The organism is Streptomyces sp. JJ36 (genome assembly GCF_021696945.1).
In the GTDB taxonomy this organism is placed as follows: Bacteria; Actinomycetota; Actinomycetes; order Streptomycetales; family Streptomycetaceae; genus Streptomyces.
Window position 1 is genome coordinate 14,498 of the sequence record NZ_JACYHE010000032.1, and the last position, 19,875, is coordinate 34,372.

Below are 19,875 nucleotides of genomic sequence, written 5' to 3' on the forward strand. Positions count from 1 at the left end.
TTTGATGCCCTTAACGGACGTAGTTCACCCCGCGGACCGTAACGCGACGGCGCACCGGACAATGGGCGCATGACGACGACGCAGACGGATGGCATGCCGGACTGGGAGAAGCGGTTCCGGGCCCCCCGGGTGAGCCTGCCCGAGTGGGCCGAGGACGCCCCGGACCGCTCCCTGTTCGTGTCCAATGCGACGGGCACCTTCGAGCTCTACGCCTGGGACCGCGCCACGGGCGAGCAGCGGCAGGCCACGGACCGTCCCCACGGCACCACCGACGGGGTGCTGGCGCCCGACGGCGAGACGATCTGGTGGTTCTCGGACACCGACGGTGACGAGTTCGGGGTCTGGATGCGCCAGCCCTTCGGCGGCGGCCCCGACGAGCCCGCCGCCCCCGCCCTCGCCCCGTCCTACCCGGCCGGACTGGCCCTGGGCCGGGACGGCACCGCGGTGATCGGCCGCTCCACGGACGAGGAGGGCTCCACCCTCCACGTCCTGCGCCCCGGGGAGGAGCCCCGGGAGATCTACCGGCACCAGGAGTCCGCGGGCGTCGGCGACCTGAGCGACGACGGCACGCTGATCGCGGTCGAGCACACCGAGCACGGCGACGCGATGCACTCCGCGCTCCGCGTGGTGCGCCGGGACGGGAGCACGGTCGCCGAGCTGGACGACTCCGAGGGCGGCACCCGGGAGCTGGGCCTCACGGTGCTGGGCTTCGCCCCGGCCCCCGGCGACGTACGGCTGCTCGTGGGCCACCAGCGGCGGGGCCGCTGGGAGCCGATGCTCTGGGACCCGCTGAGCGGCCGCACCACGGACCTGGAGCTCGGGCTGCCCGGCGACGTCAGCGCCGAGTGGTACCCGGACGCCGGCGCGCTGCTGATCGTCCACAGTCACCAGGCGCGCAGCGAGCTCTACCGCTGCGCGATCTCCGCCGAGGGCCGGCCGGGGCCGCTGGAGCGGGTGGAGACGCCCGCCGGCTCGGTCTCCGGGGCGACGGCGCGCCCGGACGGCACCGTGGAGTACCTGTGGTCCTCCGCCGCGCGCCCGCCCCAGGTGCGCTCCACCCGGGGCACCGTGGTGCTGGACCCGCCGGGGATGACGGCGCCGCAGTCGGTGCCGGTGGAGGACGCCTGGGTGGAGGGCCCGGGCGGCACGGTCCACGCGCTGGTGCAGCGGCCCGCGGGCGAGGGCCCCTTCCCGACCGTCTTCGACGTGCACGGCGGCCCCACCTGGCACGACAGCGACGCCTTCGCCGCCCAGCCGGCCGCCTGGGTGGACCACGGCTTCGCCGTCGTACGGGTCAACTACCGCGGCTCCACCGGCTACGGCCGGGAATGGACGGACGCGCTCAAGCACCGGGTCGGCCTGATCGAGCTGGAGGACATCGCCGCCGTACGGGAGTGGGCGGTCTCCTCCGGGCTCGCGGACCCCGGGCGGCTGGTGCTGGCCGGGGGCTCCTGGGGCGGTTACCTCACCCTGCTCGGGCTCGGCACGCAGCCGGAGTCCTGGGCGGTCGGGCTGGCCGCCGTGCCGGTCGCGGACTACGTCACCGCCTACCACGACGAGATGGAGGCGCTGAAGTCCATGGACCGCACGCTGCTCGGCGGCACCCCGGAGGAGGTTCCGGAGCGCTATGCGGCGTCCTCCCCGCTGACGTACGTGGACGAGGTGCGTGCCCCGGTCTTCATCTCGGCGGGCGTGAACGACCCCCGGTGCCCCATCCGGCAGGTGGAGAACTACGTCCGGCGGCTGGAGGGCCGCGGTCACCCGCACGAGGTCTACCGCTACGACGCCGGGCACGGGTCGCTGGTGGTGGAGGAGCGGATCAAGCAGCTCCGCCTGGAGATCGAGTTCGCCCAGCGCCACCTACCCCGGCGGTAGTGCCCCCGGCGGGCGGCTCTGACGGGGCCTCCGGGTCGCCCGGGGCGCCCGGGACCTCCGGGCCGCCCGGGACCTCCGGGTCGCCCGGGAAGCCGGCGGCCTGCTCGCCGGGGTCCCCGGTGCCGCCCGCACCGGGCGGCGCGGGAGCCGGGGGTGTCAGGCCGAGCGCCGCGTCCCGGGCCGGCTCGGCGTCCCGGCGGAAGAGCCGGTACCACATGAAGAGGACGAAGCCCGCGAAGACGAACCACTCGGCCGTGTAGCCGAGGTTCTGGAACGCCTTCATGTCCAGGCCGGTGCCGGCGGCCGCGACCGGCGGCACCGGCCGCAGCGGCGCCTCGGTCCGCTGCACGGTGATCCACGCCTCGTGGACGTCGTACGGCACCACGTTCACCAACGCGGCGGCGCTGACCATGCCGAGCTGTCCCTCCGGCAGGCCGCCGGCCGTCCGTACGCCCGGGCTGCCCTCGGTCTCGGGGGCCTGCAGCGCGCCGCGCACCGTCACCTCGCCGCGCGGCGGCGCGGGCGCCCGGTCCGGGTCGGCCTTCCCCGGGAGCCAGCCGCGGACCACGGGCAGCGCCGGGCCCGCGTCGGTGCGGAGGAGGGAGAGGACGTAGAAGCCGCGCTCGCCGTCGAGCATCCGGTCCGGCACGAGCAGGGTGTGCCGGGCGTCGTAGCGTCCGGTGGCCTCGGCGGTGCGGCCGCTGGTCCGCTTGTCGACGGGCAGCAGTGAGGTCAGCGGCTCGGCGCGGGCGCCGGAGGGCTGCTCGCCGGCCTGCTCCTGCTGCTCGCGGTGACTGTCCACCCGGGCCTCGAAACGGGAGAGCTGCCAGCTCCCCATGAAGAGGCAGACCGGGATGGAGAGCACGACGAAGACGTTGATCGCCCACCATCGCGGGGCCAGCAGAAACCGGTACACGCCCCCACGGTACGGGGCACGCCGCGCGCCCCGGCGCTCCGGGGGCCGGTGCGGGGACGCCGGGACGCCGTGGTGCCGCACCCGGCGGCGGGCGCCCGGCGGCCGCCGGCCGTCCCCTACGACGCCGGAAGGGCGCCGGTGCGGTAGAGGGTGCCGGCGCAGGCGCCCTCGACCACGGTGGTCGCCGCCACGGGGTCGCCGACGTCCGGGGTGTGGCTGACGGAGATGCCCGGCACCGGGTCGGCGCCGGTACCGCCGGTGGCGTCGCCTCCGGTCGACCCGCCGCCGGTGGCGTCGCCCCCGGACGAACCGCCGGAACCGCTGCCGCCCGAGCCGGTGCCACCCGAGCCGGTGCCGCCGGTCTCCTCCTCCGGGGCGCCTTCGCCGCCCTCGAGCCCGTCACCGGTCTCACCGTCGCCGCCGCCGCTGGTCGTGGTGGAGCCGGACGCGCTCATCGGGGAGGTGCCGTCGCCGGACCCGCCGGGCGAGGGCGACGGGGAGGTGGAGCAGCCCGTCGTGCCGCCCCCCTCCCGCGGGATCCACGCGAACCGGACGACGTACGCCTGCTGCGCGCCCAGCACCACGGAGTCCGGGGCGGTGGCGGGGTCCGGCAGGCCGGTGGCCGCGTCACCGGTGGTGTGGTCGAGGACCTGGATGTTCTCGCTCTGGGCGCCGCCCGTCGCGGTGACGGACACCAGTCCGTCGCCCTCGACGGTGCAGGGCTTCTCCGAGACGTTCACCACCCGGAAGGAGCCGTAGACCCGCCCCTGCGGGTCGGGCTCGCCCGTGGTAGCGGTGCCCTGGCCGAGCTGGTCCCGGGTGCAGGTCGGCGAGACGGCGCCCAGCGTGCTGCTCGGGTCCGGCCCGGCGGACTGCCCGGTGCTGGGCGCGCCGGCGTCCGCTCCGCGGTCCTGTCCGCCGCCCTGCCGGCCCTCCTGCCGGCCGCTGTCCGTCTGCCCGGACCGGGCGCCGTCGGGGGCCTCGTCCTCCGGCTCGTGCGACTCGCTGTGCCCGGCCGCCCGCATGGGCTTGTCGCCGCGCCCCGGCATCAGGTCAGTGTGCAGCAGGGCCGGGATGGTGGCGCCGCCCAGCAGGACGGCGGCGGCCGCACCGATCATCACCTGGCGCCGGCGGGCACGCCGCGCCGGGACGGCGCGGTGCAGCTCCTCCAGGGAACCGGGGGAGGGACGGAGGTCGCTGACGCTGTCCCGGAGGAGGCGCCGCAGGGCGTCCTCGTCGAGGTCCCCGCCGGAGGCGCCGGGAAGGGGGTCGCCCGCCGGGCCGGAGGCGGGGTCGCCCCCCGCTGCGCGGCCCGTGCCGTGGCCGGCCCCGGGCGCACCCGGCTGACCGGGCATGGCGCCGGGGTGCCGCGCGTCACCCTGGTGCGCGCCCTCGTGGGGCATCCCCTCGGGACGTCCCTCCTCGGGATGCCCGCCCCGGGCGTCCGCCCCCTTCGGGGGCGTGCCCTCGCCGGGCAGGGGCTCGTCGCCCTCGCGCCCGCCGTGCCAGTCGTGCGGTTCCGTCATGACGCCGACCCCATCGCGACCCGTAGGGCGGCGATCCCGCGGGAGCCGTATGCCTTGACGGAGCCCAGGGAGATTCCGAGCACCTCCGCCACCTGAGCCTCTGTCATATCGGCGAAGTAGCGTAGCACCAGGACCTCGCGCTGCCTGCGCTGGAGGCCGCGGAGCGCCTGCTTCAGCTCGTCCCGCTCCATGCGGTCGTAGGCGCCCTCCTCCGCGCTCGCCATGTCGGGCATGGGCTTGGAGAGCAGCTTCAGGCCCAGGATGCGGCGGCGCAGCGTGGAACGGGAGAGGTTGACCACGGTCTGGCGCAGATAGGCGAGGGTCTTCTCGGGGTCCCGGACGCGCCGGCGGGCCGAGTGGACCCGGATGAAGGCCTCCTGGACGACGTCCTCGCAGGAGGCGGTGTCGTCGAGGAGGAGGGCGGCGAGCCCGAGCAGCGAGCGGTAGTGGGTGCGGTAGGTCTCGGTGAGCTGGTCGACAGTCGTGCCCGCGGTCATCGCGCCGTCAGATTCCCCGCGTCCTGTCGGGACCTGTGCGGAGGGCGCCGGGCGGGCGGCCGACCAGGGGGCGATCACCGGCATACCTCCCCCGCCGCGAGCCACGCGGGGGCGGGGGGCTGTCGCAATTCCGAGTACTTCTGCCACGCCTGTTGGACACGCATCCCCCCGTCAGGGTTGTACGCGGGAGCGATCCGTCTCGGCGTCGCGACGGGCGCCGATGCGGCGGAACTCCTCATGCGTACCAGCTCTTCCCCAATGACTCGACTCGCAGCAGCGCCCCGGAGTCCGACGGCGAGGCGTCGGCACCCTGCAGGACGCGGTTCGCGCGCCGCCGGTTCCGGCAGGCACGAAGGCTCGATTCTCGCCCAACACGCAGGTCAGGGCTACCGGACTGGACCATTGCCCCGATTACAATTTCTTCACAGGAAGCGGAACGCGGCCTGCAGCCTGTGGATTCGGGGGAACTGCGCCGATGTGACCGTTTCGGCGGGTCAGTGACCGTTCGCCACGGATTCGGCGATCTGCACCAGGTTGAGCGCCGTGCCCTTGCGCAGGTTGTCCCCGGAGACGAAGAACTCCAGTCCCCGCGGGTCGTCCAGGGAACGCCGCACCCGTCCCACCCAGGTGGGATCGGTGCCCACCACGTCCGCCGGCGTCGGGAACTCGCCCTGCTCCGGGTCGTCGCAGACCACCACGCCGGGCGCCCCCGCCAGGATCTCGTGCGCGGCCCGTACCGACACCTCGCGCTCGAAGCGCGCATGGACGGCCACCGAGTGGCCGGTGACCACGGGCACCCGTACGCAGGTCGCCGTCACCCGGAGCCGCGGCAGGGAGAGGATCTTCCGGGTCTCGGCGCGTACCGCCAGCTCCTCCGAGGTCCAGCCGTCCTCGGCGAGCTCGCCCGTGAAGGGCACCACGTTCAGTGCGATCGGCGCCGGATACGGGCCGGTGTCCCCCACGGCACGGCGTACGTCCCCGGGCTTGGTGCCGAGGTCCGTCCCGGCCACCTCGGTGAGCTGCCGGCGCAGCGCGGCCATGCCGTCCCGGCCGGAGCCGGAGACCGCCTGGTAGGAGGCGAGCACCAGCTCGTCCAGGCCCCATTCGGAGTGCAGCGCGCCCACGGCCACGATCATGGCGAGCGTGGTGCAGTCCGGGCCCGTCACGATGCCGCGGGGCCGGGCCCGGGCGGCGTGCGCGTTGATCTCCGGGACGACCAGCGGCACGTCCTCCGCCGTACGGAACACCGCCGAACCGTCCACCACCACCGCACCCCGGGCGGCGGCCACCGGCGCCCACTCCGCGGCGACCTCACCCGGCACCGCGAACAGGGCCAGGTCGACGCCCTCCAGGGCCTCCTCGCCGAGCGCGAGGACCTCGACCTCCTCGCCGCGTACGGGCAGCTTGCGCCCGGCGGAACGCGGCGAGGCGATGAGCCGGATCTCCCCCCACAGGTCCCGGCGTTCCGAGAGCAGCGCGCGCAGCACCGACCCGACGGCGCCGGTCGCCCCGACGACCGCCAAGGCCGGCCTGTCACGCATGCCGCTCATCGGAGATCACCCGTTTCGTGGGAGGGTCACCGCCGGGGGCGCCCGGTCACCTGCCGGTGCCTCCGTAGACGACCGCCTCATCGCTCTCGCTGTCCAGCCCGAACGCGGTGTGCACGGCGCGCACCGCCTCGCTGACGTCGTCCTGCCGGGTGACGACCGAGATGCGGATCTCGGAGGTGGAGATCAGCTCGATGTTCACCCCGGCGTTGGAGAGCGCGTCGAAGAAGGTCGCGGTGACACCGGGGTTCGTCTTCATGCCGGCGCCGACGAGCGAGATCTTGGCGATCTGGTCGTCATAGCGGAGCGACGCGAAACCGATCTTCTGCTTCGCCTTCTCCAGGGAGGAGATCGCCTTCTTGCCGTCCGACTTCGGCAGCGTGAAGGAGATGTCGGTGAGGCCGGTGGACGCCGCCGAGACGTTCTGCACGACCATGTCGACGTTGATCTCCGCGTCCGCGATCACCCGGAAGATGGCCGCGGCCTCGCCCGGCTTGTCCGGCACGCCGACGACGGTGACCTTGGCCTCGGAGGTGTCGTGTGCGACACCGGAGATGAGCGCCTGCTCCACTGGCATTTCCCCTTGTCCGCTGTATCCGCCCTGCGGCTCGCTGCTGACCCACGTCCCGCTCAGCCCGGAGAAGGAGGACCGGACGTGGATCGGGATGTTGTAACGGCGCGCGTACTCCACACAGCGGTGCAGCAGCACCTTGGACCCGGAGCTGGCCAGCTCCAGCATGTCCTCGAACGAGATCCAGTCGATCTTCCGGGCCGACTTCACGACCCGCGGGTCGGCGGTGAACACGCCGTCCACGTCCGTGTAGATCTCGCAGACCTCGGCGTCCAGCGCGGCCGCGAGCGCCACTGCGGTGGTGTCCGAGCCGCCGCGGCCGAGGGTGGTGATGTCCTTGCTGTCCTGGGAGACGCCCTGGAAACCCGCGACGATCGCGATGTTGCCCTCGTCCACGGACGACTTGATGCGGCCCGGGGTCACGTCGATGATCCGCGCCTTGTTGTGCGTGGAATCCGTGATCAGGCCGGCCTGGCTGCCGGTGAACGACTGCGCCTCATGGCCGAGGGATTTGATCGCCATGGCCAGCAGGGCCATGGAGATGCGCTCTCCGGCGGTCAGCAGCATGTCGAACTCGCGCCCGTCCGCCACCGGGGACACTTCACCCGCGAGATCGATCAGCTCGTCCGTCGTGTCACCCATCGCGGAGACCACCACGACAACCTGGTTGCCGTTCTTCTTGGTCTCCACGATTCGCTTGGCAACGCGCTTGATGCCCTCGGCATCGGCAACGGAGGAGCCGCCGTACTTCTGCACGACAAGGCCCACGTGTGCTCGCTCCTCGTAACTCACCGGGGCCCATTTCGGCCGGGGCCCCGCGTTCGGCTCATTTTACCGAGCGGACGGGATCCGTCCGGCCGCTCTCACGGTGTGAGACGTCCGGCTCACACCGTGGAAGACGAGCGCCCTTTCGCACCCGTCCAGCGACGACCCCTGCCCGCTCGCGTCCGGAGCACACGAAACGTGACCGAAACGTGCGGCAGGTCACACGGGCGAACGGGCGGGAGACGGCCCCGGTGGGGCGTGTGGCGTACGGGTTTGCGGGGGTGACCCGCGGGGTGCGACGGGGCCGGAGCAGCCGGTGGGGCCACGGAGCGTGGCCGGGGCGCGGGCGGTGCGTGAGGCCGGGCACGCGGGGCACTCGCCGTACGGCGCTGCGGACACCGTGTCGCCACGGCCCGACCCCCCGGGAGGCAGTCATGCGTCCTCGCCGAGCCCGTCTCCGGGCGGCCACCGCCGGCGGCCTGCTGGCCGCCGCGCTGTCGCTGCCGGTGACCGGCGCCGCCTGCAACGAGGAAGAGGACCGCGACTGCCGGGACTTCTCCAGCCAGGAGGCGGCGCAGGAGGCGTACGAGGCGGACCCGGACGACCCGGGCGTCCTGGACGCCGACGACGACGGCCGGGCCTGCGAGAAGTGGCCTCCCGGCCCCGGCGACCCCCGCGAGGACACGGACCGGCACGTGGGGTGAGCCCTCCGGGCCGGACCGGGGCGGGGGTGTGCCGGGCGCCGAGGCGGCCCCGGGTGCGGGTACGGGCCCACGCCGGGCCGCGCTCACCGCTCGGGCCCGGGCCTCGCAGACCCCCGCAGGTCCTGCACGGGCGCTGACTCCCGGCCTGTGCCGAGCACTCAGCCCTTGAGCTTCTCGGTCTCCAGGGTGACGCCCACGGGCTCGGGAAGGTGGACGGGCTTGCCGTATGCGGAGGACTCCAGCCGCCGGTAGGCACCGTCGCGGGGCTCACTGTAGACGCTGACGGAGCAGTCCTCCCGGTCGACGAGCAGGTAGACCGGGATGCCGGCGGCTGCGTAGCCGTCCCGCTTCTCCCGGCGGTCCCGTCGATCGGTGTCGCTGTCACGAGAGGTGATCTCAACGGCCATGAGGACACCCTCCGGCTCCGCCCACTCCCCCTGACCGGCGAAATGGTCCTCCGGCGCGAGGGCGCCGTCGGGGCGGGCCCGGTCCTGCCGACGGCTCCCGGTCCTGAGCCCCTGTCCGGGGTAGAGGCGCAGGTCGGGGCGCCGGTGCAGGAAGCGCGTGAGCAGCCACATCCGGATGGCCCCGTGACTCCCGTCCGGGACCGGCTTGACCTCCAGCTTTCCGCTGATCAACTCCAGCGTGACCGTCTCGGGGGAGGAGCGGGCAAGCTCCTCGAACTCCCCGACCGTCATCTGCCGACGACCGGCACCGAAGCGGGTCATGGCGCCGCCTGGTCCCTGCGCCTCGCGGTTTCCACAGGCTGTGGGCGACCGCCGGCGCGGACGAGGGCGCGGAGGCGGGCCACGCGTTCGGGGACGCCGGTCGCCGTCTTGGGCTGCCTCCCCGGGCCGGGCCGGCCGCGACAGGCGGCGCAGACGCCTCCCGGCAGGGCGCCGGCGCGCCCCGGCGCCCGGCAGACGGCGCACTCGACCAGGCGCAGGGGCGTACGGGCCGGCACGGCCGGTGGGGTGACGGGCTCGGGCGGGAGCTTGGCACGGAGGCGGGAGCGGAGGAGCCCGCGCGGGCTGTGCACCGGTACCGGGAGCCCGGCGGTCAGCGCCTGGACGAAGCGCTCGGGCGACGGATCGCGCCCCAACCACACGGCGGCGAGGGGCTCCAGGGCCGTGCAGTCGGCGGCGGAGAGCGTCAGCCGGGGGTCGGCGCGGGAGAGGGAGGCGAGGGCCCGGTAGGCGGGCGAGGGTGCGCGTACGCCGCGTGGCGGCGGCACGGACGGCTCCGGGGAGGCGTCCTCGGGGTCCGTGGTGCGTCCGGCTTCGGCAGGACGCGGGGCCGGCTCCGCGACCGGGGGCTCCTCGGGCAGCCGGCCCGCCTGGAAGTCGGCCCACCAGGCGTCGTCGCGCGGGGTGCGGGTGAAGTACGTGCGCGTGACCCAGCGGGAGCCGTCCGGGTGCACGAGATGCTCCCGGAAACGGCGCAGGTGCCCGGCCTCCGACAGCCGCCGCAGTGCGGTGAGGCAGGCGGCCTGCCCGTAGAGCGGGTGCACGGCGGCGAGGGACTTGCCGTCCACGGCGGCGCCTTCCGGCAGCCGGTCGATCAGCGCGGCGAGGGACGCCTCGCGTGGGGGCAGGTGTGCGAAGTCATGCCCCGTACGGGGGAGTTGCAGCGGTGCGGAGCGCTTTCCGTAACCCGGATTGGCCATCGGGTGTGCGTCGCCGGGCAGCGCAGGGCTAAGGTCGGTGTCAGCCACAGGATCGGCCTTCTCGATCTTGTCGGTGAGACCCCCACAGGTGTTTGCGGCATCTGTCGGGGGTCGTTCTGTCTGCGAGGACGCTAGACAGGTCGACCGCCCGTGTCAAAGCGGTGACGATAAGTCATATGAGCTGGTCAGTGCCCATGCACTCAAGGGTGGGCGGGCGGGTGGACAACCCTCAGCCCATTCCGCAGAAGCAACGCTCGGCCCCCGGCTTCCGGCGCTCGGAACTCACTCCCCGGCCGTACGGTCCGGCTGCCGGGGGCCCTCCTCACGCCCGTACCGGTCAATGAAGGGCGGGCCGGTAGACGAGTTCCTGAAGCTGACCGTCGAGCGTGCGGTTCTCGACCAGCTCCAGGTCGAAGTCGGCCGCGCCCCGGAAGACCCGGTCCAGTCCGGTCCGACCGGTGACGACGGAGAGCGTCACATCGAAGGCGTAGGTCGCGGTCACGTCGTGCTCCTTCTCACGGGTTCGGGGCCGGCATGGCCGGTGCGTACTCCGGGCGGCCGGCGGGCCGGTAGACGTGGATCGTCACCCCTTTCGGGGTGGCCCGCGAGTCGACCAGGTCGAGCGCCGTGTCCGGGCCGGTGCCGGGGAACAGCCGCGTGCCCTGGCCCACGACCACGGGATAGGTGAGCAGGATCATCTCGTCGACCAGACGATGGGCGAGCAGCCGGCGGACCAGCCGTCCGCTGCCGTGCACCTGCAGTTCACCCCCCGGCTCGGCCTTCAGCTCGCGGACGGCGCCGGCGAGGTCACCGGAGAGAACGGTCGTCCCGGCCCAGCGCGGTGCGGTGAGCGTGGTCGACGCGACGTACTTGGGCCGGGTGTTCAACGCCCGTGAGATCGGGTTGTCGCCCTGATCCGCTCCCCAGGAGCCGGTCCCCCAGGACCCGGCGAAGATCTCGTAGGTCCGCCGGCCGAACAGGAAGGCGTCGGCGCGCTGGTAGACCCGGCTCACGAACCTCTCCGCCTCGTCGTCGAACAGCGGCAGCGCCCACCCGCCGCGCCCGAAGCCGCCCCTGCGGTCCTCGTCGGGCCCGCCGAGTCCCTGCATCACTCCGTCGACGGAGACGTTCGTGAGGGTGGTCAGTCTCATGGCGCGCAGGTCCCTTCTCGCTGACACCCGTCGTCGTGCGCTGCCGGCTCACCGGCCGTTCCGCAGAGACAGACCTCCCGGGCGGGAGAAACTCATCGTCCGGCGGCCCGGGCCGCAAGCGGGGGAGGCTCCCCGACGGGGTGTCCCCGGGCCACCCGGCGGCCCGTGCACCGCAGGGCCGGCGCGTGCAGCACGCCGTGCGCCCCTCCCGGACGCCTCACCTCCCGGGAATGACCACGAGTCGTGGAGGGCCTGGTGTCACCGGCAGGCCGGCTTGGCGCTGCGCTCAGGCGGGCGGGTCGGTGAGGGCCGTCGCGAGGCGGAGGACGGGGTTGCGGAAGGGGGCGGCGCCCGGGGTGTGGACGGCGCGGTTGAGCAGGCGGGCGAGGCGGGCGAGGCGCTGGGTGGGGCGGCGGCGCTGCGCGTCGTACGCCGCGAGGGCGTCCGGCACCCGGCGGTGCGCGGTGAGGACGCGGGCGAGGGTGACGCCGTCGAGGAGGGCTTCGCAGGCGCCCCGGCCGAGGTCGGGCGTCATGGCGTGGGCGGCGTCGCCGACGAGAGCGATCCGGCCGTGCACGTACGCGGGGAGGGGGCGCGCGAGGTCGTGCAGGTCGTGCCGGAGGATGTCGGGCTCGGGGCTCGCGGTGAGGTCGTCGAGCACCCGCCGGACGTCGGCGTGCCAGTGCCCGAAGCAGGCGCGCAGGGCGGCGAGTTCGCCACCGCGTGCGACTGCGCGCTCGGGCGCGCGGACGCAGGCGAACCAGTTGGTGCGCCCGCCCTCGTGCGGGGTGATGCCGAAGCGGGCGCCCTGCCCCAGGGTCTCCGTCAGGCTGCCGGTGTCGCCGTCCAGAGTGCCGCGCCAGCAGGTGACGCCGGTGTAGCGGGTGGTGTGGGCGGGCCCGAAGAGCCGGGTGCGGGTGGGGCTGTGGAGGCCCTCGGCGGCCACCACGACGTCGTACGCGCCCTCGCGGTCCGCGGCGACGGCGTCCGGTACGGGCGTGCCGAAGCGGATCACGCCGTCGTCCGGCGCGGTGGTGAGCGGGGCGGCGAGGGTGTGCAGCAGGGTGGGGCGGGAGACGAGGTGGACCGGGTCGCCGGTGCGGCGGCGGAGGGCGTCGGCGTCGACGTCCGCGATGCGGCTGCCGTCGGCGCGGCGGAACCCGCCGGCGGTCTGCGGGCGGCCGGCGGCGCGTATCGCGTCGCCGAGGCCGATCTCGTCCAGGGCCCGCAGCGCGCTGGGCCAGATGCCGAGGGCGGTGCCGGTCTGCGGGAGAGCGCCGCTCCGCTCCCGTACCTCCACGTGCCAGCCGTCGTTGCGCAGCCGGACGGCGGTTGCGAGACCGCCGATCCCGGCACCGATGATCAGTGCAGTCCGGGTCACGACGACCAGGGTACTATGTTTGTAGTAGCGCGACGGCAGAGGGAGGCGGTGCCGGTGTCCGGCAGGAGGCACCAGGTGCTGGACGCGGCGATCGAGGTGCTGGGCTCCGGCGGGCTGCGCCGCCTCACCTACCAGGCGGTCGACCGCGCCGCCGCGGTCCCGCCGGGCACCACCTCCAACCACTTCCGCACCCGTACGGCCCTGCTGGACGGCGTCGTCGCACACCTCGAGAACCTGGACCGCGAGGACTGGGACGCCGGAGCCGTCCCCACCCCGGCGACCCGCGAGGAGCTGGCCCGCGGACTGGCGGAGATGGTGCGGCACCTGCTGGGGCCCGCCCGCAGCCGTACGGCCGCCCGGTACGCGCTGCTGCTGGAGGGGACGGCACGCCCTGCCGTTCAGGAGCCCCTGGCCCGCGGACAGGACTCCCTGGCGCGATGGGGCGCGGAGATGCTGCGGCGGCTGGGCTCGCCCGCCCCCGAGGAGCACTGCCGGACGCTGATGGCACTGCTGGACGGGATGATGCTGCATCAGCTCTCGTTGGAGCGACCGGCCTTCGATCCCGAGCCGGGCATCCGTACGGTGCTCGCGGCGATGCTGCCGGAGCGGCCGCCCGCGCCTCCGGGCGGCGCGAAGCCCGGCGGCGACCGGCCCGTGCCCCGCTGACCGTTCCCCGTGACCGGCCCGGCTCTCCCGTACGCCACTGACGCTCCCCGCGGCCCCTGCCCCTGCCCGTCGCCGGGGCCGCCCCGCACCCCGCCGCCCGCCGGCTCCGGCGCGGCTCCCGTCACCCCGCCTCGACGAGCCCGTGCGGCGTACGGCTCACCTCGCGCTCCTCGGCGGCGACCGCGCGGGCGAAGGCGGCCGCGTCGAGGACGGCCGCGCCCCCCGGGTCGTTGTTGAAGTACACGTACACCTCCGCCTCCCGCGGCCACGTGGCGGCGATCCGCCGCGCCCAGGCCCGGAGGGCCTGCCGCCCGTAGCGCGGCCAGGGCGCGGCCCGGCCCGCGTGGAAGCGGACGTATCCCCAGCCGGCGGTCCGCCACAGCGGCGTCACCGGCCGGGAGTCCCGGTCGGCCCAGCAGAGCGCCGCGCCGTGTTCCCGGAGCAGCGCCCGGACCTCGTCCGACCACCACGACGGGTGGCGCGGTTCCACGGCCACCCGTACATCGCGGGGGAAGACCCGCAGACAGGCGTCCAGAGAGGCCGGGTCGGCGCGCAGGGTGGCCGGGAACTGGAGCAGGACGGGGCCGAGCCGCGGCCCGAGCCCCGCCGCACGCGTCAGCAGCCGCTCGACGGGCTCCTCCGGGTCGCGCAGTCGCTTCATGTGGGTGAGGAAACGGCTCGCCTTGACGGCCATGACGAAGCCCTCCGGGGTGCGGTTTTCCCGCCAGGCGGCGAAGGTCTCCGCGGAGGGCAGCCGGTAGAAGGCGTTGTTGTTCTCCACGGTGGCGAAGCCCCGGGCGTACCCCTCCAGCCACCGGCGCTGCGGCAGCTCCGCGGGATAGAGGACGCCGCGCCAGTCGCGGTACTGCCACCCCGACGTCCCCACGAGGACGGCCATGGGGCCAGTGTCGGCCCGCGCACGCCGTACCGCGAACCCGGCGCGGGCGTACGCGTGGGGCGGCGCGCACGCACCGGGCGGACTGCCGCCCGCACGGAGCCCCGGGGCCGCCGCGGCGCGGGACCGGCCCCGCCGCGGGCTCACCGTCCGCCCGGGCGCCGCGCCCACAGCCGGCGGCCGGCCTCGTACAGCCACGGGAAGCGGTCCTGCCGCCGCTGCGTGTGGCGGTCCAGCTCCTCCGCCAGCCGCAGGGAACGCTTCTCCACGTCGAGCTCGTCCAGCAGCCGGTCGACCTCCGCGAGCAGGGCGCCGTGCAGTTGCCACTGCCGGGGGTGTTCCTGCACCCGCGCGAGCAGCAGGTGCGCCACCCGTTCCCGGGCGGCCCCGCCGGCCGCCAGCTCGCTCTGCAGCCGGTCCTCCGCCTTCTCGGCCCGGGAACGGACCTGGCTGGTGACCACGACGGCGAAGCTGAGGACCGTCTCCGCGAGGTGCCGGAGCAGTTCCTCCAGGGCCTCGGCCACCTCCGGCGGGAACAGCGGCTCCTCGGTACGCTCCCTGGCCAGGTCGGTCAGGGTGCGGGACGCCACCCGGATCACCACCGTGCAGATCTCCAGGGTGTCCAGACCGGTCCGCAGCGCCACCCGGGTGAGCAGCCCCTCGCGGGCGGCGCGCGGATTGAACCGCAGGCTCTCCTCGGCACGGCTGAGCTGGGTGTCGACGTCCGCGATGTCGTCGTCCAGCCGACGGGCCGCGTGCAGCCTGGCGGCGGCCTCGTGCACCGGCGTGTGGCTGCCCAGTTCCTCCCCCATGTGCCGGAGCAGGGAGGACATCCGGCGCGCGAGGTCCAGCACGGCCTCCTCGGCCGGCTGCACCCACACCGGGGGCACGAAGACGACGTTGAACAGCAGTCCGACCGCGGCGCCGATGAGCGTCTCCACGATCCGGCTCAGGGCGAGGTCCGTCGCGTGGGTCACGCCGAGCACGAGCATGGCGCTGATGGCCGCCTCCGGCACGAACTGGTGTGCCCGCACCGCGTGCCCGAGGGTCAGCGCGACGAGGATGAGCAGCCCCAGGCTCCACCAGCTCAGACCCACCACGGAACTGAACCCGACGGCGACGGTCACGCCGGCGACCACGGCGTTCACCCGGCGGATGCCGCTGGTCAGCGTGGCGTACAGGGTCACCTGCACCACGAGCAACGCGGTCAGCGGCGCCAGCAGCGGAGCCCGGGCCTCGGTGAGCCATACGGCCACCGCATAGGCGAGGGTCGCGGCGGCCGTGGACCGCAGGGTCTGCGCCACGGCCGGTTCCCGGGCCCACCGGCGGGTCCGGGACCCGAGACTGCTGCGATTGCCGAACACGCCGGCCTTCCTTCCCGCTCCGGGGGTGTGGTCCCCGGCCGGGTTTCCCGCATGACCCGAGTGGATCGCCCCGGGTGCGGGATCGGCCGGCGCGTACCGGCGGGGAACGGGCCGGGCGGGACCGGGCCGGGTGCGGTGCCCGCGCCGGCACCGGGCCCGGGGCTCGGGGCTCGGGGCCGTGCGGCCCGGTCCTCGGTCCCCGGACGGAGCCCCGGACCCGCCGGAGGACGGATTGCCCGGCCCGTCCGGCCGCGCGACTCTGAAGGAGGGGCCGCGGCCCGCCCGCAGCGACACGCCTCCGTGGCACACATCGCGCACCGAGGAGAGCACGGCATGACCGTGGAGCTGAACCACACCATCGTCCGCGCCACCGACAAACACACCTCAGCCGCCCGGCTCGCGGAACTCCTGGGGCTGGAGGTGCAGCCCCAGACCGGCCCGTTCGTGCCCGTCGCCACCGGGAACGGGGTCGCGCTCGACTTCGCCGACGCCGGTGACACGCCGATCGCGCCGCAGCACTACGCGTTCCTCGTCGCCGACGACGAGTTCGACGCGATCTTCGCCCGCGTCCGGGACGCGGGCCTCACCTACTACGCGGACCCCGGGCACCGGCGCCCCGGGGAGATCAACCACATGCACGGTGGCCGCGGGATCTACTGGTCGGACCCGGACGGCCACAACATGGAGATCCTCACCCGCGCCGGGTAGCGCGCCCGGCCCCGGGGCCGGGCGGCCAGGAGCCGAGCCCGCGCCGATCACCGGGCCACAGGGGCCACAGGCCGCCGACAGGGCCCAGGCGGGGCACACGCACCGCGTGGCCGCCCGGCCCGGAAGCCGCGCGGCCGAGAGCCGAGCCCGCACCACCGCAGGGCCGCCAGGACACAGGGCCGCAGGCCCGCAGCCCGCAGCCCGCAGCCCGCAGCCCGCAGCCCGCAGAGCTGCGAACGAGACCCCGGCCGGCCGCGCCCGGGGAACGCCGCGCCGGGCCGGGCCCGGCCCGGACGCAGCCGCACCGCGGGCCCCGGGGCCCGGGGCGACGGGGCTCCGGGGCGACGGGGTGCCGGTGGCACCGTCAGGGCCGCTCCCGCGGGGGTGGGGCGGCCCGGCGGGCCCTCCCGGAGCGCCAGGCCGCACCGGTGGCGGTGTCGGCCGGGCGGCGCATACTGGGCGGCATGGAGCGGCGCACGCATCCCGGCGGCCCTGGCGCGGGGCACACCGCGGGGCGCGCGGCACCGGAGCCGGCGCCGTACGAGTTCGTACGGGCGCCGCGCCGGCTCGGGGCCCTCGTGCCCAGCACCGTCGGCTACCGCGCCGCGGAGGAGCAGCCGCGGCTGCACCGCGGCCTGCCGTCCCCGTACCTCACCCTCGTCTTCTCCCTCGACGGGCCCGTGGTCTGCGGAGAGACCCCCGAGCACGCCCGGGGCCCGGACGCGTACCGCGCCGGGGTGCTCTTCGGCGGTCTGCACCGGACCCCCGCCTACATCGCCCAGCCCGCGCGGCAGAGCGGCGTGCAGCTCGCGCTGCACCCGCTGGCCGCCCGCGCGCTGCTCGGGATGCCCGCCGCCGAGCTGAACCTGACCGCCGTGGACGGCGCCGCGCTGCTCGGGCGCGGGGCCGCCGAGCTGCTGGAACGGCTGCAGGAGCAACCCGAATGGGAGGAGCGGTTCGCGCTCCTCACCGGCTATCTGCGGGACCGCGTGGACCGGGCGGCCCGGCGTCCGGGCGTACGCCCCGGCGTACGGGCGGAGGTCGCCGAGGCGTGGCGGTGGCTGGCCCGGAGCGGCGGCGCCGGTCCGGTGGACGCGCTGGCGCGGCACGTCGCCCTTAGCCCGCGGCAGCTCGGCGCCCTCTTCCGCCGGGAGGTGGGCATGGCTCCGAAGCAGATCGCCGGGCTGATGCGGTTCGAGCGGGCACGGGGGACGATCGCGGCGTCGGTCGCGCAGGGGCGGCCGCCGGACCTGGCGGACACCGCCGCGCGCTGCGGCTTCTACGACCACTCCCACCTGGTCCGGGACTTCCACCGGTACACCGGGCTCAGCCCGAGCGGCTGGATCGCCGAGGAGCACCGGAATATCCAAGCCGGGGGCCACCGCAACGGCGAAGAGTGGGCCCCATGAGCACTTCCGAGACCCAGCACGAGAACCACCCGCCCGCGCCCGACACCTGGCCGATCATCCAGGCGCAGGACGCACCCGCGCTGATCGACTTCCTGACCGGCACCGTCGGCTTCCTGCGCACCGCCGTCCACACCGACGGCGACCTGGTGGCCCACGCCCAGCTCGACTGGCCCGAGGGAGGCGGCGTCATGCTCAGCTCCGTACGGGAGGACGGGCACTGCGTGTCCCCGCCCGGCAGCGGGGCGACCTACGTCGTCACCGCCGACGTCGACGGGCTGTACGAGAAGCTGCGGGCCGCCGGGGTCCGGTTCACCGCGGAGCCGGAGGACAAGGACTACGGCGGCCGGGACTTCACCATGACGGACCCGGAGGGGAACACCTGGTCCTTCGGCACCTACCCCGGGGAGCCACGGGGCTGACCGCCGCCGGGCCGGCCCGGCGCACCAGGCCGGCCCGGGTGCCCCGCGACGGGCTCAGCCGCCGTTGGGCCGGATCCCCAGCGGTTCGCCGATCTCGGCGGCCATCACCGCGCCGGCCTCCGCCTCCAGCTCCCCGTCGTCACCGACGGCGTGGCTGTCCGTGTCCAGCCCGTCCAGCGCGCCGAGCGGCTGGTTCAGCCGTACGTGCGCCACCAGGGACTGGAGCGCACGCAGCGCCGCCGAGGCCGACGGCCCCCAGTTGGAGAGGTAGGAGAACTGCCACCACCACAGCGCCTCGCTGACCCGCCCCTCGCGGTAGTGCGCCATGCCGTGCCGCAGATCGGTGACGACGTCGGCCAGGTCGTCGGAGAGCCGGCAGGCCACCGGCGCCTTGCGCGGCTCGTACGGGTCGAAGACCTCCGAGTAGACGTCGATCGGCTCCAGAAGCTGCGCCAGCCGCTCGCGGAGCTCGTCCACGTCCGGCTCCGGGCCGGCGTCCGGCTCGTAACGCTCGTCGGGGACGATGTCCTCGTGGGCGCCGAGCCGGCCGCCCGCCAGCATCAGCTGGGAGAGCTCCAGCAGCAGGTACGGCACCGCGCTGTCCGGGTCGTCGCCCTTGGCGATCTCCGTCACCGCGACCAGGAAGCTCTCCATCTGGTCGCAGATCTGCACGGCGAAGTCGTTCGGGTCGTCCTTGATCGAGTCGAGTGTGGCGTCAGACATCCAGCGTTCGCCTCCCCTCGAAGGCCCGCCCCAGCGTGACCTCGTCGGCGTACTCCAAATCTCCCCCGACGGGGAGACCGCTGGCCAGGCGGGTGACCTTGAGGCCCATGGCGGAGACGAGACGCGCCAGATAGGTGGCCGTCGCCTCGCCCTCCAGATTGGGGTCGGTGGCCAGGATCAGCTCCTGCACGGAACCGTCCGCCAGCCTCGACATCAGCTCCCGTATCCGCAGGTCGTCCGGGCCGACGCCCTCGATGGGGCTGATCGCCCCGCCGAGCACGTGGTAGCGCCCGCGGAACTCCCGGGTCCGCTCGATCGCGACGACGTCCTTCGGCTCCTCGACCACACAGATCACCGAGGGATCGCGGCGCTGGTCCTGGCAGACCCGGCACTGCTCGGCCTGCGCGACGTTCCCGCACACCGCGCAGAACCGCACCTTCTCCTTCACCTCGGTGAGGGCGGCCGCAAGCCGCCGCACGTCGGCGGGTTCCGCCTGCAGGATGTGGAAGGCGATCCGCTGGGCGCTCTTCGGACCGACGCCGGGCAGCCTGCCCAGCTCGTCGATGAGGTCCTGGACCACGCCTTCGTACACGGATCGCTCCCGCTTCCTGCTCGGCCGGGCCGGCGAGCCCGGCGCCCGGCTTCTCCGTACGGTAGTTGTCGGCGGTCACCACGGCCAGGCAGTTGCCACACGGTGTCCGCCGGAGCCGGTCACCGGTGTCCGCCGGGCCCCGGCCGTCAGGGCATGCCCGGCATGCCTCCGAGCCCCTGGGCGAGCGGGCCCAGCTTCTGCTGCTGGAGCTCCGAGGCCGCCTGCGTGGCGTCCCGCACGGCCGCCAGCACCAGATCGGCGACGGTCTCGGCCGCCTCCTCCGCGGAGCCGCCCTCCGGGTCGACCGCCCGGGGGTCGATGACGAGATTCTGGAGCTCGCCCGAGCCGTTCACCGTCGCCTTCACCAGACCGCCGCCCGCGGTCCCCTCGACCGGCGTCTCCGCCAGCTCCTGCTGGGCCGTGGCGAGGTCCTGCTGCATCTTCTGGGCCTGCTGCAGCAGCTGCTGCATGTCGGGCTGGCCACCACCGGGAATCACGAG

20 protein-coding genes and 1 pseudogene are annotated in these 19,875 nt (G+C 74.8%); 6 read left to right on the forward strand and 15 right to left on the reverse strand.

Annotation, left to right across the window (positions count from 1 at the left end):
* Nucleotides 1–93: 93 nt before the first annotated feature.
* Nucleotides 94–1,875 carry a prolyl oligopeptidase family serine peptidase gene (locus HOY81_RS14520; RefSeq protein WP_237320810.1) on the forward strand — a complete coding sequence of 594 codons (1,782 nt, stop codon included), beginning with the start codon at nucleotides 94–96 and terminating at the stop codon, nucleotides 1,873–1,875.
* Here the strand turns inward: HOY81_RS14520 and HOY81_RS14525 are convergent.
* The 5 genes from HOY81_RS14525 to HOY81_RS14545 form a co-directional block, all read right to left on the reverse strand.
* Nucleotides 1,820–2,791 carry an SURF1 family protein gene (locus tag HOY81_RS14525; protein WP_237320770.1) on the reverse strand — a complete coding sequence of 324 codons (972 nt, stop codon included), beginning with the start codon at nucleotides 2,789–2,791 and terminating at the stop codon, nucleotides 1,820–1,822. The genes HOY81_RS14520 and HOY81_RS14525 overlap by 56 nt on opposite strands.
* Before the next feature lie 116 nt (nucleotides 2,792–2,907).
* Nucleotides 2,908–4,317: a hypothetical protein gene (locus tag HOY81_RS14530; protein WP_237320771.1), complete on the reverse strand. Its 1,410-nt coding sequence runs from the start codon at nucleotides 4,315–4,317 to the stop codon at nucleotides 2,908–2,910.
* Nucleotides 4,314–4,961: a SigE family RNA polymerase sigma factor gene (locus HOY81_RS14535; RefSeq protein WP_237320772.1), complete on the reverse strand. Its 648-nt coding sequence runs from the start codon at nucleotides 4,959–4,961 to the stop codon at nucleotides 4,314–4,316. Before HOY81_RS14535 ends, HOY81_RS14530 begins: the two co-directional genes overlap by 4 nt.
* A gap of 347 nt (nucleotides 4,962–5,308) precedes the next feature.
* Nucleotides 5,309–6,355 carry an aspartate-semialdehyde dehydrogenase gene (locus HOY81_RS14540; RefSeq protein WP_237320773.1) on the reverse strand — a complete coding sequence of 349 codons (1,047 nt, stop codon included), beginning with the start codon at nucleotides 6,353–6,355 and terminating at the stop codon, nucleotides 5,309–5,311.
* A gap of 55 nt (nucleotides 6,356–6,410) precedes the next feature.
* Nucleotides 6,411–7,700: an aspartate kinase gene (locus tag HOY81_RS14545; RefSeq protein ID WP_237320774.1), complete on the reverse strand. Its 1,290-nt coding sequence runs from the start codon at nucleotides 7,698–7,700 to the stop codon at nucleotides 6,411–6,413.
* 431 nt (nucleotides 7,701–8,131) lie between these two features.
* Here HOY81_RS14545 and HOY81_RS14550 point away from each other — a divergent pair, with 431 nt between their 5' ends.
* On the forward strand, nucleotides 8,132–8,401 hold the full coding sequence (locus HOY81_RS14550; RefSeq protein WP_237320775.1) for a hypothetical protein: 270 nt from the start codon (nucleotides 8,132–8,134) through the stop codon (nucleotides 8,399–8,401).
* Between the two features lie 158 nt (nucleotides 8,402–8,559).
* Here the strand turns inward: HOY81_RS14550 and HOY81_RS14555 are convergent, their stop codons facing one another.
* The 5 genes and pseudogenes from HOY81_RS14555 to HOY81_RS14575 all read right to left on the reverse strand — a co-directional run bounded on the left by HOY81_RS14555 (nucleotide 8,560) and on the right by HOY81_RS14575 (nucleotide 12,599).
* On the reverse strand, nucleotides 8,560–9,129 hold the full coding sequence (locus HOY81_RS14555; RefSeq protein WP_237320776.1) for a Uma2 family endonuclease: 570 nt from the start codon (nucleotides 9,127–9,129) through the stop codon (nucleotides 8,560–8,562).
* Nucleotides 9,126–10,115, reverse strand: a complete 990-nt coding sequence (locus tag HOY81_RS14560; protein WP_237320777.1) for a hypothetical protein — start codon at nucleotides 10,113–10,115, stop codon at nucleotides 9,126–9,128. Before HOY81_RS14560 ends, HOY81_RS14555 begins: the two co-directional genes overlap by 4 nt.
* Nucleotides 10,116–10,404: 289 nt before the next feature.
* Nucleotides 10,405–10,545, reverse strand: a pseudogene (locus HOY81_RS14565) (deaminase); the annotation flags it as partial.
* Between the two features lie 37 nt (nucleotides 10,546–10,582).
* Nucleotides 10,583–11,218: a dihydrofolate reductase family protein gene (locus HOY81_RS14570; protein WP_237320778.1), complete on the reverse strand. Its 636-nt coding sequence runs from the start codon at nucleotides 11,216–11,218 to the stop codon at nucleotides 10,583–10,585.
* 286 nt (nucleotides 11,219–11,504) lie between these two features.
* Nucleotides 11,505–12,599 (reverse strand): FAD-dependent monooxygenase, encoded by a 1,095-nt coding sequence (locus HOY81_RS14575; protein ID WP_237320779.1) that lies wholly within the window; start codon nucleotides 12,597–12,599, stop codon nucleotides 11,505–11,507.
* A 54-nt stretch (nucleotides 12,600–12,653) separates the two neighbouring features.
* Between HOY81_RS14575 and HOY81_RS14580 the strand changes: the two genes are divergently transcribed.
* The gene (locus HOY81_RS14580) at nucleotides 12,654–13,265 is read left to right on the forward strand and encodes a TetR/AcrR family transcriptional regulator (protein WP_237320780.1); all 612 of its coding nucleotides are present in this window, start codon (nucleotides 12,654–12,656) and stop codon (nucleotides 13,263–13,265) included.
* Nucleotides 13,266–13,386: 121 nt separating this feature from the next.
* Here HOY81_RS14580 and HOY81_RS14585 read toward each other — a convergent pair whose 3' ends face one another.
* Together HOY81_RS14585 and HOY81_RS14590 are read right to left on the reverse strand one after the other, a co-directional pair.
* Nucleotides 13,387–14,163 (reverse strand): DUF72 domain-containing protein, encoded by a 777-nt coding sequence (locus HOY81_RS14585; RefSeq protein WP_237320781.1) that lies wholly within the window; start codon nucleotides 14,161–14,163, stop codon nucleotides 13,387–13,389.
* A 140-nt stretch (nucleotides 14,164–14,303) separates the two neighbouring features.
* Complete coding sequence (locus HOY81_RS14590; RefSeq protein ID WP_308341035.1) at nucleotides 14,304–15,464, reverse strand: aromatic acid exporter family protein; 1,161 nt, start codon at nucleotides 15,462–15,464, stop codon at nucleotides 14,304–14,306.
* Nucleotides 15,465–15,857: 393 nt separating this feature from the next.
* On the opposite strand from HOY81_RS14590, the gene HOY81_RS14595 reads away from it, so the two are divergent.
* The 3 genes from HOY81_RS14595 (at nucleotide 15,858) to HOY81_RS14605 (ending at nucleotide 18,060) form a co-directional block, all read left to right on the forward strand.
* The gene (locus tag HOY81_RS14595; protein WP_237320783.1) at nucleotides 15,858–16,232 is read left to right on the forward strand and encodes a VOC family protein; all 375 of its coding nucleotides are present in this window, start codon (nucleotides 15,858–15,860) and stop codon (nucleotides 16,230–16,232) included.
* A 464-nt stretch (nucleotides 16,233–16,696) separates the two neighbouring features.
* The gene (locus HOY81_RS14600; protein ID WP_237320784.1) at nucleotides 16,697–17,641 is read left to right on the forward strand and encodes a helix-turn-helix domain-containing protein; all 945 of its coding nucleotides are present in this window, start codon (nucleotides 16,697–16,699) and stop codon (nucleotides 17,639–17,641) included.
* Nucleotides 17,638–18,060 carry a VOC family protein gene (locus HOY81_RS14605; protein WP_237320785.1) on the forward strand — a complete coding sequence of 141 codons (423 nt, stop codon included), beginning with the start codon at nucleotides 17,638–17,640 and terminating at the stop codon, nucleotides 18,058–18,060. Before HOY81_RS14600 ends, HOY81_RS14605 begins: the two co-directional genes overlap by 4 nt.
* A 54-nt stretch (nucleotides 18,061–18,114) precedes the next feature.
* On the opposite strand, the gene HOY81_RS14610 is transcribed toward HOY81_RS14605, so the two are convergent.
* From HOY81_RS14610 to HOY81_RS14620, 3 genes are all read right to left on the reverse strand, one after another.
* Entirely contained in the window at nucleotides 18,115–18,783 is a 669-nt protein-coding gene (locus tag HOY81_RS14610; protein WP_237320786.1) for a DUF5063 domain-containing protein, read from the reverse strand.
* A complete protein-coding gene (recR, locus tag HOY81_RS14615; RefSeq protein WP_237320787.1) occupies nucleotides 18,776–19,375 on the reverse strand; it encodes a recombination mediator RecR in 600 nt (199 codons plus the stop codon). Before recR ends, HOY81_RS14610 begins: the two co-directional genes overlap by 8 nt.
* 146 nt (nucleotides 19,376–19,521) lie before the next feature.
* Nucleotides 19,522–19,845, reverse strand: a complete 324-nt coding sequence (locus tag HOY81_RS14620) for a YbaB/EbfC family nucleoid-associated protein (protein WP_237320788.1) — start codon at nucleotides 19,843–19,845, stop codon at nucleotides 19,522–19,524.
* Nucleotides 19,846–19,875: the final 30 nt, after the last annotated feature.